This is a genomic window from Avibacterium sp. 20-129, assembly GCF_026226845.1.
Taxonomy (GTDB): domain Bacteria; phylum Pseudomonadota; class Gammaproteobacteria; order Enterobacterales; family Pasteurellaceae; genus Avibacterium.
On sequence record NZ_JAKKOE010000001.1, the window covers coordinates 1 to 14,402 of the forward strand.

Sequence of the window (14,402 nt, forward strand, 5' to 3'; positions counted from 1 at the left end):
TTGTGAATGGTGTAGAGGTGACCTTTAAGCCACAACCAAGTGTAGAGAATGTAGTGAAAGCACAGGTGACAGATGCGGCGGGTAATAAGTCAGCAGAAGGTTCAGACAGCACGTTAGGTAACTTTAGTGATAGCCCAACCTTTACGATTACGGACAGCATTACGAAGACCCCAGATGTGGCGAACATTGAAGATGGTAACATCACTTTCACGGTGAAGGCGAGTGAAGCAGTTGAGGGCTTAGAAGAGAGTGACTTTGCGGTTGAAAACGGCACTATCGTAAGCTTTAGCGGCAGTGGCACGGATTACACCTTAGTAGTGAAACCGAATGAAGGGTTGAACTCTAGAGATGTGAAAGTGTCCTTACCGGCGGGTGCGGCACAAAGTGTAGCAACACACGCAGACAGTGCATCGGCTGAGCGTACACAAGAAGTGGATAACGTGAAACCAGTAGCACCGACAGCAACTTTAGATGACACAGGCGCAGATGCGACAGATGGCATTACGAGCGACAACACCGTTGCGGTGAGTGGCATTGAGCCAGATGCGAGCTGGGAATACAGTGTTGACGGCGGTCAAAACTGGACACAAGGCACAGGCACAGAATTCTCGTTAGAAAACAACCGCACTTATCCAAAAGGGGATATTCAAGTCCGTCAAACAGATAAAGCAGGTAACGTATCGGATGTTACAACGGTAAATCCAGATAAAGCGATCACGATAGATGATGTGAAGCCACAGGCACCAAGCATTGCGATTCCAGAGAATGCAGATGGCGGTGTAAATGCAAAAGAAGCGGCAGATGGTGTACAGGTTGAAGTGACTTTACCAGATGGCGCGAAAGCAGGTGATGTGATTACCTTAACGGTGAAAGATGCCGAGAATAATCCGCAGACGGTTACTTATACGTTACCGAATGATGTGAATGCCAAGGATAAAGTAACGGTAACGATTGAGAAAGATGATCTACCGAAAGATGGCACTTACACCGTTGATGCGAAAGTGACAGATAAAGCGGGTAACGAAGGACCAGCGAGTGCGCCAGCATCCTTTGACTTAGATACAACAGCACCAAATGATACTACAACTCAAATTACGAATATTACTGTAGCAGGTGATAATGAAGTTGATGGTACAGAAGCACATCAAGCGACGGTGACAGTATCAGGTCAAGTAACCGGCGAGTTTAAAGTTGGTGACAAAGTGGTTATTACTGTTGATGGAAAAACGCACGAAGGAAAAATTAGCGATGCTGACGGTCACTTTAGTGTTAAAGTGCCATCATCAGAAATTAAAGCGGATGCGGACAAACAAGTTGATGTAACAGTAACAGCAACAGATGCAGCGGATAATCAAGGTGAAGTAAGTGCTTCACAATCTTACAGCGTGTTAGCTGTATCGAACCCAACGATTGCGATTACCGATGATAAAGCGGCAGAAGTCATTAATGGTCAAGAGGGCAATATCACCTTTACCTTAACACCAAGTGAAGCGGTAACAGGCTTGGCTAATGATGACCTAAGTGTGACGAATGGTGAGATTGTAGGGTCATTAAAAGATAACCAAGATGGCACTTACAGTGTTGTGGTGAAACCATCGGCAGGCTTGAATCCAGGTGATGTCACCTTAACGGTTAAAGCGGGCGCTGCGACCAGTGTAGCGACAGGTGCGGAAACCTTGGTTGCGAGTGGTTCACAAAAAGTGGATAACCAAGCACCAAATGCACCAACTGTTGCGCTTGAGAATGACACAGGAACGAACGCTACAGATAACATCACCAGCGATGGAACGGTTGTAGTAAGTGGTATTGAGGCTGGTGCGACGGTGAAATACAGCACCGATGGTGGTAAGACTTGGAAAGATGTAACAAATGGTCAGTTTGACTTACCAGAAGGTGTTTATACTGAAGATCAAGTTCAAGTGAAACAAGTGGATGGAGCAGGTAATGAATCAGCGGTTGCGAAATTGCCAGCGACGACGGTAGATACAACTGTACCTAAAGCACCAACGCTAGCGTTAGCGAATGATACAGGTAGTGATACGGCAGACAACATCACAAAAGATGGAACCGTGATCGTTTCAGGTGTTGAATCAGATACGAAAGTAGAATACAGCACAGATGGTGGTAAGACTTGGAATGATGTAACAGAGGGTAAATTTGTTTTACCGGAAGGCTCGTATGAGGCTGGAAAAGTGCAAGTACGCCAAACTGATGCAGCGGGTAATGTTTCTGAGGTAGGAAAATTATCGGCAACGACGGTGGATAGTACAGCACCAGCAACTCCGAAATTAACCCTTGAACAAGATACAGGATCATCTTCTAGTGATTACATTACTAGTGATGGCGTTGTAAATATTGGAGAGGTTGAGCCAGGTGCTAAGTTAGAGTACAGCTCGGATAATGGTCAGTCTTGGACGACAATTACAGATCCGCATTTCACACTTCCGGCGGGAACTTATGAAGCGGGAGCTGTTCAAGTGCGTCAAACCGATGCTGCAGGTAATGTCTCTGATAAAGGTTCTTTACCTAAGACTATTGTTGATAACAATATTAATGCTTCCATTACGAATATTAATGTTGCGGAAGATAATAATGTGTCATTAACTGAGGCAGCTACTAGCGTTACGGTAACAGGTAAAGTAACTGGAGAATTTTCAGTAGATGATGTTGTTACGGTATCTTTTGGTGGTTCAAGCTATACAGGAAAAATTATCAATGCGGATGGCGATTTCAGTGTAACCGTACCGGGAGATGGATTGGCTGCGAATAATACTAAGTCGCTCACTGTTTCTGTTCACGCAACAGATAAAGCGGGCAATTCTGGTGATTTCAGTGCAACACAATCTTATACTGTTGAAGATGCATCAGTGGTTATTGAACCAGGTCAATCGGCAACCAACGATAATGAGGTGACAGAAGCAAGTGGCGTGAATAACAATATCCCAGGCGATCCAAATGCAGGTGGCAAATTAATTGCAACTCAAGGTTCTGAGAGTGTGAATTTTGTTCCACAATCTTCTGTAACTGGTACTTACGGTACGTTCACATTAAATGCGGATGGTACTTGGAGTTATACCTTAGATAATAATCGTCCAGCAACACAGGCGCTGAATACGAATGATACTGTTCAAGATAAACTCACTGTAACAACAGTAAAAGGTGGCTCTTATGACATTGTTGTGAATGTTCAAGGTGCAGATGATAAAGCGGTTATCAGTGGTGATACGACAGGCGTCGCTAAAGATGGCTCAGGGGCGAGCAATACCATTGAAGCAACACCAGCAACAGGTAAACTTACTGTTACTGATGTGGATAATGCGGATACGTGGAATGCAGAAAATGGTAATGGTGCTAATGGTTATGGTTCATTTACGATTGATGCACAAGGCAACTGGTCATATACCGCAGATCAAAGCAATGCAAAAGTAAATCAATTAAAACAAGGTGAAACCTTGACAGATACTTTCACTGTCACAACTGCAGGTGGCGATCAACAAGTTGTAACGGTTACGATCCAAGGACAAAGTGCAACAGCTGTGCAACAAATTGGATTAGTAGATGACTTTACTGATGACTTCGGTAATGAAACAAATCCACATAATCCTCAACAAGAGGCAAGTAATGTTGCGGATCTTTATCCAAATAGAGATGCAACGCCATATGAGGGTACGGTATCTTCTGGCTTGGGCGATACAGCGTTAAGCAAAGAAACGGGTTTAACCAATGATGCAACACCAACATTGACCTTTACGTTAGATCATCCGTTAGATAGCAATCAAACTATCGTGGTGAAACGCTATAAAGTAGGTAGTGAATTATCAGGTGGACAAGAATACGATGAAACAGAGATCCCATTCTCTGAATTACAAACCACTGATGGTCAAACTTACACCTTCACCGATAATTTAGCGGAAACTTATGGTCAGGATTACCGTTATAAAGTTGAAGTGCTTGAAACAATTGATGGTGTACAAACTGAAGCTGCGAAGCAAGAATTTAATTTCCGCTTGGATACGCTTGTGGAGTCTATGGTTGTAGAACGTTTTAATACGGATACAACTCAAATGGTGTTAAAAGCCACAGGTAACTCTGAAAAAGCAGCAACAATTACATTTGAATATGTAACAGGTACGGGAGCGAAAGCAACGGGAACTGCGGTTTATAACGAACAAGATGGTACTTATACCTTCAATATGCCAAACTGGAATCGTTACACCAACGATGGTATTACATTAACAGTAGTTGATGCTGCGGGTAACGTAAATACTCAGAAAGTGATGGCAATTCGTAACTTGTTTACGGAGTTTTCAACGGAAGCAGGACCGAATACTAATCATCATGGTTCATTTGATGATGGCATTATTACAAATAGTTTTGGTGATGAACAATCTACACATGTTGTTAGTCATGCAGAAGGAGGGCTAACAGCAAGTGAAGGTAATGATGCTCTTGTGATTGGTTTAGAGCAATTCGGTGGATTTGGTCTTTATAATGGTTCGATTGGTAATACTCCGATGCTTTTAAAACACACTGATTTTAAAGTGGATACTGGAACAGGTGATGACCATATCCAAGTTCGTGGTGATACGCAAAGTTTTTATAACAAGCAGTTCACTATGGGTGAAGGCAATGACAAATTCTCAGTAGATAAAAATATCCTAGCTGGAGATTACACCATTGATATGGGTAATGGGCATAATATTGTTGCTATTGCTGGAGCGCAAGTTAAAGCCTCAACATTATCAGTAGAATTTGGTGATGGTAATGACTTAATGAGCATCGGTACAGAATTAGATGGAAATACAACTATCAATTTTGGTGATGGCGATAATAGCCTTTCAGTTGGAAACTATTTTGCTAAAAATACAACGATTACCGCAGGTAGTGGTAATGACCGTATTGAAGTAGGCACTAATATTGATACCTATGATCTCGGTGGGCTTGGTAGAGTTGCAAATATTAATCTGGGTGATGGTAACAACTCCATTTATACAGGTGGATATATACAAGGTAATACAACAATTGTGACTGGACAAGGTGAAGATATGGTTTTCACTAATAACTATATTGGTGGTAAAACATCAATCAATCTTGGAGCTGGTGATGATATTGTGTATGCGAATACCTATATTGATACAAGTGGAGAAATTAACCTTGGTGAGGGTAATGATGGTTTAGTTGCCAACAAAGACATCAATGGTACTCATATTATAATGGGGGCAGGTGATGACACTCTCCGCGTTGGTGAGGTTAAAGGAAGCACAGTTCTTGATATGGGGGACGGCAATGACACCGTTGATGTTGAAAAAGCCTTTGGTTCTGGATTAAATTCCCCAACTCTAAATCTAGGGTCTGGTGATGATATTGCAACCATCGGTGGAGATATTGCTAGTAACGCCAAGATCGATGGTGGTGAAGGCAATGATATTGTGAAAATTAACAGCTCAAATCAAACAGATGATATGTCTGCATTTGCGAATGTAGAAATATTAGATTTTAGTGGCGCAACAAATCATAAGCTAACATTATCACTATCTGATCTGACTTCAGATAACATTACCAAAGTCTATATTAAAGGTGGTAATGAGAATGTTACTATTGACTTTGGCGATAATAATGATACGAAGTATGATGCTGGTAACAATAATGTTCGCTATAAAGACAGTGGTGGGTTAATCCAGCAGAACTGGAACTTCTGGGAAAGAACCGGTGCAGAAAATGTCGATGGGCATCAATATGATGTTTATACCTATCGTTCTTCTACTGGCGAAACTAGCCCTGAACAAGTGTTGATTGAATCAGGAATTAATATTATTTAATTCTGGTTTCAATAAAATAATATAAAATTAAACCGCACTTTATGAAGTGCGGTTTTTTTTATATGTATATATTTAAATGAGATCTTTTATAAAGATAGCGAAAAAATCATTCAAATTTGATACATTCTTCTTCATCGGGATAGAAGTTATATTCAGTAACGTTCTCAAGTGTCCACTCTTCCTTGTTTATATCCTTATCCCACATTCTCTCAACATAAATTACTTTATTATGAGAAATAAACTTAAACCGATATTGATTTGTTTGACTTAGCTCAATTAATTTGGGGTTGTTACATTTTTCACCGAGTGAATAGTATTCATATTTAACAATTAAATAGCTAATATTTTGGTTTGTTAATACTTTTTTCAGTGTATGTATTAAATAAGGAATATGTGTTGCAGAAAAAAAGAAGATGATGAGTAGGCTGAAAAGTGGGAAGTGAAAGGTTTTTTTTGTATTATTTTCTTTATTATAGGGTATAGATGAGATCAGAAAAGTAGTAATTTCAAAGGCAACAGTTATGGCACTGACGAAATAGACTGTCTCTATCGTTATTGAGAGAAATAATTCACGAAATATTGGGTATTGCTGTGTTGAATTAAGTGTTAATTCTGATGTTGCTTGTTCTATCGCAGAATAATACGTGGACATTAATGTTGGCTTTATTATATAGAATAGCGTAGTAAATAGTGCAGTGATCGCAGAAACGATAAGCTTATTCTTACGAATAAATAGAGTAATACTTTTATTTTCTCGTATAATCCAAAGTGCCACTAGTACATTAATGATGCTTAACGACAGTATTCCAGTTATTGGATTTAAAAAACGGGTGAGTTGTTCTATGTTAAAGTAGAATGCGAAATATCGCATTACCACAATATTAAGAATTATTGTAAAAATTATAATCCAATAGTTTATTGAACAGACAATAGATTCTTTATTATCATCTTTATCATTGCTGTAAATGTATAATGTGAATAATAAGAGTAGTGATATACTAGAAGTGGCGATCCAATCAGATAATATTTCCATAATAATTTCCTTTTTTATTGATGAGGGAGTAAATTATGAATAACGCGGTAAAAATAATCAATATATAAAAATTTGAATGATATTTATTAGATAAAATTTAAGATTTATATAAAGTGATATTGAATAGATAGAAATATGAGAGAAGATATTAGTTTATTAAGTGCGGTACAAAATTTTAAAATTTTCCGAAAATTTATACCGCACTTTTTATTTTACTCAAACACTGCCCAAATCGGTGCGTGATCAGACGGTTTTTCCATTGCACGAATATCTAAAGCGATGCCTGTATCGGTACAGCGGTCGATCAAATTATTACTTGCTAAAATGTGATCGATACGTAAGCCACGGTTATCATCAAAGCCTTTGGAACGATAATCAAACCACGAGAATTTATCATTTGTCGTTGGGTTTAGGTGGCGGAAAGTGTCTGTTAAGCCATAGGCGTATAAGCGGTTATACCATTCTCTTTCTTCTGGTAAGAATGAACATTTTCCTGTGCGTAACCAGCGTTTACGGTTTTCTTCACCAATACCAATATCTAAATCACTTGGGCTGATATTCATATCTCCCATAATAATAATTGGATTTTCTTTATTATGATCTTGTTCTAAATAACGTTGTAAATCCGCATAGAATTTTTCTTTCGCGGGGAATTTTGTTTCGTGATTACGGCTTTCCCCTTGTGGAAAATAGCCATTGATCACGGTGAGCAAGCCAAATTTTGTTTCCATTTCCGCCATAATAATACGTTTTTGGGCATCTGCTTCATCGGTAGGGAAGCCTTTGTGAATGGCTTTCGGTGCTTGTTTTAATAAAAAAGCCACACCATAATGTCCTTTTTGTCCGTGATGGTAAACGTGATAACCAAGGTGTTCGACTAAGGCATAAGGGAAATCTTCATCCGCCACTTTAATTTCCTGCAGGCCTAAAATATCAGGTTGATACTGTGCTATGATGGCTTCTAATTGATGTGGTCTTGCTCGTAGCCCATTGATATTAAAAGACATTACTTTCATTTCATTTATTCCTAGTTGTACATTTAAAAAATTAAGCTGGCATTATACTAAGGTTTAGCTCATTTAAAAAATGATAATATTTTTTACCGCACTTTACTTTGTTCAGCAATCTGTTGATTTATATCATTAAATATGGCGCGAAATTTCTTTATGATAGACACGTTTATTCGTCAATAACAGGGAAGCAAATGACAGTAGTATGGTCTTGTTTAGTCAATGAGCAGAAAGAATTAATTGAATGGGAAAATCATCAAGGAAAGGCATATCTTGAAAATTACCCCCAACTTATTGATTATGCACAGGCGTTGCTGGCTTCCAAACGCGATAACGTGCATTTCTATTATCAAGCCGATCAGCAATGGTTTAATGTCAGTTTACAACGTTATAAGCAAAAGTTTACCTTACTTACTGCGCAACAAATGCCGTTGCCTTTTGAGCTGAGTAAACGAGAACTTGAAATTTTAACCTTGCTCAGTAGTGGGCTAAGCAATGCGGAAATTTCTCAACAGCTTTTTATTAGTGAGCGTACTGTTGCCAAACACGTTGAACATCTTTTTCAAAAAACGCAGATTGACAATCGGACGAGTTTAGCGGTGTTTGCTATCACAGAAAATCTGTGCTGTTTGCCAACCCCGGGGGATTTGCCCCAATCTCTTTTAGCAACCTATGAAATTGAAGAACTCGCTAAGGGTAAAAAACTGTCGAAAAAAACACCACACTTTATTCATTCCGCCATTTCTCGTCCTATCACCATTGGCGTGCCTTATGTGGAGCAAGGTATTGGGCAATGGGATACGCAGGAATTATGCAACGGTTCACAGTTAGCGGTCGAAATGATCAACCAACAAGGGGGAATTCATGGGCGACAAGTGCGGTTAGAAACTGTCGGATTTCGTGTTGATGATCCCAAAAGTATCCAACAAGCTTACCAAACATTGTTTGATAAAGAAGTGGATGCGATTTCGGCAAGCTATGCTTGCTATTCCCCTGATTTACACGAATGGATTGCAAGCAAGGGAATTCCGTATATTCATCTTGCTACCCATAGTGATTTAGGAAAGTCGCAACATAGGCAAATTAAAAATATTTTTCAAGCCTGTGCAAGTGATATTAATTATGGCGCAGGTGTCGCGCGTTTTATTCAGGCTTATCAATATCATTATCCGCAAGTTGTGAAAAATAAAAGGATTTTAGTGGTTACAGTAACGTGGCAAAAAATTGATATTGGTATTGAAAATCTGATTATTCAACTGCGTAACGCACATTGGTATGTGGAAGTGCTAGCATTAGAAAAATCATCTGATGTTTTCAATGTGTTAATGAAACAGGTTCATCATATTGATCCCACTTTAATTGTGTTCGCCTCTTATTTTGCTGAAGATATTCTCGCTTTTTATCAATGTTTTATACAGAATCCAATTAATGCGATTATTTATAGTATTTATGCCCCCTCTGTATTTTTACCACAAGAAAAGCAATGTGAAGATGTGTTATGGGCAAGTACAACGGGATTAAGTATGAATTATGCGGGACAAAAATTCCGCCAACACTATCAGCAATTATTTCACCACCAACCGAGTTATTCACAAGCCAGCGTGGCTTATGATCAAATTCAAATTCTCGCGAATGTTTGGCGACATAGCACCTCGCCAAGAGCCTTTAGAGAAGTTATTAATGGCATTCGCTCCTTAGCTTATACTGGGGTAAACGGTACTTATTATTTTGGTGGTGAAGTTCAAGCTGGGCTTACCTATCCTGATAATACAAAAGATCTTTCAATTAGCCAGCCTCATTTATTATTCCAAATTCAGCAAGGAAAAAGTACCGTAATTGCGCCCGATGTTTTTGCTGAATCGGTATTTAGATTGCCTCATTGGTTCCGTATTTAACGGTTCTTTTTTGCGTTATATCAAATTTTACTAATCCTTAAGAGGTAAATACGTAACTTTACGTATTGAGTACTTTGATGCCCACCTTATAATTTCTTTTATTATTCTACCTATTTTGATGTATCAATTTTATGTGGGGATGCTATGGCAAAATTAAATAAAAAATTTGTATTAGGCGGTTTATTTGGCATATTGCTTGGTATTGGCGTGTTTGCTGGATCGCAATATGCAATGAAAGCAACCAGTAGCACAGAATTTTGTGTGAGTTGCCATTCAATGGAAATTCCCAAACAAGAATGGGAAGGAAGTGTGCATTTTTCAAACCGCAAAGGCGTGAGAGCGGAATGTGCCAATTGTCATATTCCACAGGATTCCGCATTCCATTATGTAAAAACGAAAGTGATGGCATTAAAAGATGTGTGGAATACCTTTGTGGTGGATAAATTACCTGATCAAGACGCTTATGAAACCCATCGTTTAGCGATGGCAAAAGCGGTTTGGGCAGAGATGAAAGCAAGCGATTCAGTTACGTGCAAAAGCTGCCATAATCAAGAGGCGATGGTGTTATCCGAACAATCTGAGGCAGCTCAGAAAATGCATAAAATTGCACAGGAAACCAATCAAACCTGTATTGATTGCCATAAAGGAATCGTCCATTTTATGCCTGAAATGGAAGTGGATAACAATGAAGCAAACAGTGAATTGGCAAAACACAATGGGCAATTTTCGACAGAAGATAAAACCCTATATAGCTTAGCGATGGCAAATGCAACATTGCAAGAAGGGGGAACGATTCGTTTAATGCCTTATGCTGAATTAACTGATTGGAATACGGCTGATGAACAAGTTAAAGCCACATTAAGCGGTTGGCAACAAGAAGGGGCTGAAAGTGTCGTATATATGGATTTGGGCAAACGTATTATGGTGGCATTATTAGAAAATGTTGCTCAAGAAAAGGTTCAAGTGATTCGTTCTGTTTATGATGAAGTAACAGCCGCTAATTGGAAAGAAATTCGTTTACCTATTGTTGTACCAAAATCAAATTTAACCGCAGATTTAACCGCACTGAATCAGTTTGGTAAGAACTTAAATGAAACCTATTGTAGTGGTTGTCATGCGCCTATTTCTGCCGATCATTACACAGCAAATCAATGGATTGGGGTGGTCAATTCAATGAAAGATCGCACCTCGTTATCTGATGACGATGTACGCACATTAACAATTTATTTGCAGCGTAATGGTAAAGATATGGCTAACTTATCTCATTAGTATCGTAATAGTGGATTAAAATCAGGCAAGCGAATACCCATTATTGTCATTTTAATCCACCATAAATAGTTTCCTAATAGGAATAAATACTAACCACTTTCGTTAGTATTAGGCTGACTCCGAGCTTGTGAACCTAAGTCGAAAGATATGGAAGCAATGCCTGCAACCTGTTTGCACAATGGTATAGTTAGAAATGATTATGCCACTCGTTTTAGAAAGGTGTCGTAATTTTAATACCCACTATCTAATTACAAGTGCGGTAGAAATTGAAGTAATTTTTCTGAGTAAATAGATTTGTGGATCGTCATTACTAGGGTTAAAAAATGAAAAAACAATACAATATTAATGCAAGTCGTCGCGATTTCATTAAACATTCTTCGCTTGGCCTTGCGGGAACATCTTTAACGGGCGGTGTCGTTGGCTCTTTAGTTACCTCTCAGCCAGCCCTTGCAGCCGAACAAACAACGGTTGTTACAGCCGCTCACTGGGGGCCATTAGGCGTTGTGTTAGAAGACGGTAAAGTGGTTAAATCTGGGCCAGCCATTCCTTCTCCACTTGTTAATGAATTACAAACTGTTGTTGCGGATCAACTGTATAGTGAAACACGCGTAAAATATCCTATGGTGCGCAAAGGATACCTAGAAGGAAATAAAGATACGACATTACGTGGTAGAGATGAATGGGTACGAATTTCTTGGGATAAGGCATTTGAACTTGTCGCAAATGAAATGAAACGCGTGCGAGATAGTTATGGCCCAACTGGCATTTATGCGGGGTCTTATGGGTGGTATAGCTCTGGTGCGTTGCATGCGGCAAGAACATTATTACACCGTTATTTAAATGTAACGGGTGGCTTTGTTGGTTCAAAAGGGGATTATTCTACTGGTGCAGCACAAGTGATTATGCCACACGTTTTAGGCACGATAGAAGTTTATGAACAGCAAACAAGTTGGGATGTCATTTTAGAAAGTTCTGAAATTGTCGTATTATGGTCGGCAAACCCACTCACCACATTGCGTATTGCTTGGACCTCCACCGATCAGCAAGGTATTGAATACTTTAAGAAATTAAAAGAAAGCGGGAAACGTATTATTTGTATTGATCCTGTAAGAAGTGAAAGTTGTGAATTCTTAGGTGCGGAATGGATCCCAATTAATACCGCAACAGATGTGCCATTAATGTTAGGTATCGCCCATACATTGGTTAGCGAAAATAAACACGATAAAGCCTTTTTACAAAAATATACGGCAGGCTATGATAAATTTGAGGAATATTTGTTAGGCAAAGCCGATGGACAGCCAAAAGATGCCGCTTGGGCAAGCAAATTAACGGGTGTTCCTGTTGAAGTCATTAAGCAATTAGCCACTGATTTCTCCACTAAGAGAACAATGCTTATGGGCGGATGGGGAATGCAACGCCAACGTCATGGTGAACAGAGCCATTGGATGATGGTTACCCTTGCGTCTATGCTCGGACAAATTGGCTTACCGGGTGGTGGCTTTGGTTTCAGTTACCATTATGCAAATGGCGGCGCGCCAACGGCAACAGGCGGTATTATTGGTTCGATTACCGCAAATCCATCTGCACAAGCTGGAGAAAAAACGTGGTTAGATGAAACATCAAAAATGTCTTTCCCAGTAGCGCGTGTCGCTGATGCCTTATTAAATCCCGGAAAAACAATCCAATATAATGGTACAGAAATTACCTATCCTGATATTAAATTGGTTTATTGGGCGGGCGGAAACCCATTCGTACACCACCAAGATACCAATACATTGGTTAAGGCGTTTTATGAACCGGAAACCTTCATTGTTAATGAAGTCAATTGGACACCAACAGCACGTATGGCGGATATTGTATTGCCTGTTACCACAAGCTATGAGCGTAACGACTTAACAATGTCAGGCGACTATTCAATGATGAATATTTATCCAATGAAACAAGTTGTCTCTCCGCAATTTGAAGCGAAAAATGATTATGATATTTTTACGGAATTAGCGAAACGTGCAGGAGTAGAAGCACAATTTACCGAAAATAAATCGGAAATGGATTGGTTAAAAGGCTTCTACCAAACCGCATTTGATGCGGCACGAAAAAATCGTGTATTAATGCCTAAATTTGAAAAATTCTGGGAAGAAAATAAACCGATTACCTTTAAAGCAAGTGAAAAAGCGAAAAAATGGGTTCGTTATGAAAATTTCCGCAATGATCCCTTACTTAATCCACTTGGCACACCATCAGGTAAAATTGAAATTTATTCTGATGTGATCGCCAAAATGAATTATGATGATTGTAAAGGCTACCCAAGTTGGATGGAGCCAGCCGAATTTGCGGGCAACACAACACCAGAAGCGCCCCTTGCTTTGGTTACACCACATCCATACTACCGTTTGCATAGCCAGCTTGCTCACACATCATTACGCCAAAAATATGCGGTAAATGATCGCGAACCCGTGCTAATTCATAAAGATGATGCGGCAGTGCGCGGTATTGTTGATGGCGATATCGTTCGTATTTATAATCAACGCGGACAAGTGCTTGCTGGTGCTGTTGTTACTGATGGTATCATCAAAGGAACAGTCGCCTTACACGAAGGGGCTTGGTACGATCCAGCGGATCTTGGACAATCGGATAAACCATTATGTAAAAATGGTTGTCCAAATGTACTGACCCGAGATGAAGGCACATCAAAACTGGCACAGGGTAATTCACCAAATACCTGTATTGTACAAGTGGAAAAATTCACTGGTGAAGCCCCTGCGGTTACAGTCTTTAAACAACCAAAACAATCAGCTTAATCACTGAGTAAAAATGAAAATCAGCCTCTAGGGGCTGATTTTTTTCGTCATAATTAATTGCTGTTTAGCGTTGAAATAAGCCCACATTGGTTTGGCTTACTGTATTCTCTGTGTCAAGCCAGCCTATATTATTGGAAGTAAGTAGCTATCAAGTGCGGTTGTTTTTTTGCGAGTTTTACATAAATAGGTTTTAAGTTATGGGAGAAAATTTCTCGTGGTTATAAGCTAAAAGCGTATTATTGCTTTTTCTACCCCAAAGTTTCGCAAAACAAAACCCAGCGATAGGCTGAGTTTTATGGTGATTAATGAAGTGCGGTACTTTTTTTATGAATTTCCAACAAATTTTCTTCTTGCTTAGGCATTTGTAGATAAAAGCCTTGTTGTTGGATTTTTTCGAGAACTTCTTGATTATCTGCGTTGATTAAAGACTTGTCTCCTTTAAGATTAAATAACATCACAAAAATAGGTGTGCCGAAATTATTGCGTAGCGTTTCGGGAATGGCGGAAAACTCATCGCGTTTCGCGATGTATAAATACATTCCTGCTTTTTTCTTACTTTTGTAAATCGCACAAATCAT

7 protein-coding genes and 1 riboswitch are annotated in these 14,402 nt (G+C 39.3%); of the genes, 4 read left to right on the top strand and 3 right to left on the bottom strand.

The window, feature by feature from the left end:
- The first annotated feature begins 17 nt into the window (after positions 1-17).
- A complete protein-coding gene (locus L5B90_RS00005) occupies positions 18-5,819 on the top strand; it encodes a VCBS domain-containing protein (protein WP_265761792.1) in 5,802 nt (1,933 codons plus the stop codon).
- Positions 5,820-5,925: 106 nt separating this feature from the next.
- Here the strand turns inward: L5B90_RS00005 and L5B90_RS00010 are convergent, their stop codons facing one another.
- Positions 5,926-6,852, bottom strand: a complete 927-nt coding sequence (locus L5B90_RS00010; protein WP_265761793.1) for a hypothetical protein — start codon at positions 6,850-6,852, stop codon at positions 5,926-5,928.
- Positions 6,853-7,064: 212 nt separating this feature from the next.
- A complete protein-coding gene (gene xthA, locus L5B90_RS00015; protein WP_265761794.1) occupies positions 7,065-7,868 on the bottom strand; it encodes an exodeoxyribonuclease III in 804 nt (267 codons plus the stop codon).
- Positions 7,869-8,056: 188 nt separating this feature from the next.
- Here xthA and L5B90_RS00020 point away from each other — a divergent pair, with 188 nt between their 5' ends.
- From L5B90_RS00020 to torA, 3 genes are all read left to right on the top strand, one after another.
- Positions 8,057-9,757: a LuxR C-terminal-related transcriptional regulator gene (locus tag L5B90_RS00020; protein ID WP_265761795.1), complete on the top strand. Its 1,701-nt coding sequence runs from the start codon at positions 8,057-8,059 to the stop codon at positions 9,755-9,757.
- A gap of 144 nt (positions 9,758-9,901) precedes the next feature.
- A complete protein-coding gene (locus tag L5B90_RS00025; RefSeq protein WP_265761796.1) occupies positions 9,902-11,026 on the top strand; it encodes a NapC/NirT family cytochrome c in 1,125 nt (374 codons plus the stop codon).
- Between the two features lie 105 nt (positions 11,027-11,131).
- Positions 11,132-11,264, top strand: a riboswitch (molybdenum cofactor riboswitch).
- A gap of 85 nt (positions 11,265-11,349) precedes the next feature.
- Positions 11,350-13,824 (top strand): trimethylamine-N-oxide reductase TorA, encoded by a 2,475-nt coding sequence (gene torA / locus L5B90_RS00030; RefSeq protein WP_265761797.1) that lies wholly within the window; start codon positions 11,350-11,352, stop codon positions 13,822-13,824.
- Positions 13,825-14,126: 302 nt separating this feature from the next.
- Here torA and L5B90_RS00035 read toward each other — a convergent pair whose 3' ends face one another.
- The gene (locus L5B90_RS00035) at positions 14,127-14,402 is read right to left on the bottom strand and encodes a YcgL domain-containing protein (protein WP_250350510.1); all 276 of its coding nucleotides are present in this window, start codon (positions 14,400-14,402) and stop codon (positions 14,127-14,129) included.

What these genes read in the sequence shown, in the direction of transcription:
- torA (WP_265761797.1), top strand. Translation starts at nt 11,350, where the DNA reads ATGAAAAAACAATACAATATTAATGCAAGTCGTCGCGATTTCATTAAA.
- L5B90_RS00020 (WP_265761795.1), top strand. Translation starts at nt 8,057, where the DNA reads ATGACAGTAGTATGGTCTTGTTTAGTCAATGAGCAGAAAGAATTAATT.
- xthA (WP_265761794.1), bottom strand. Translation starts at nt 7,868, where the DNA reads ATGAAAGTAATGTCTTTTAATATCAATGGGCTACGAGCAAGACCACAT.
- L5B90_RS00025 (WP_265761796.1), top strand. Translation starts at nt 9,902, where the DNA reads ATGGCAAAATTAAATAAAAAATTTGTATTAGGCGGTTTATTTGGCATA.
- L5B90_RS00010 (WP_265761793.1), bottom strand. Translation starts at nt 6,852, where the DNA reads ATGGAAATATTATCTGATTGGATCGCCACTTCTAGTATATCACTACTC.
- L5B90_RS00035 (WP_250350510.1), bottom strand. Translation starts at nt 14,402, where the DNA reads ATGATTTGTGCGATTTACAAAAGTAAGAAAAAAGCAGGAATGTATTTA.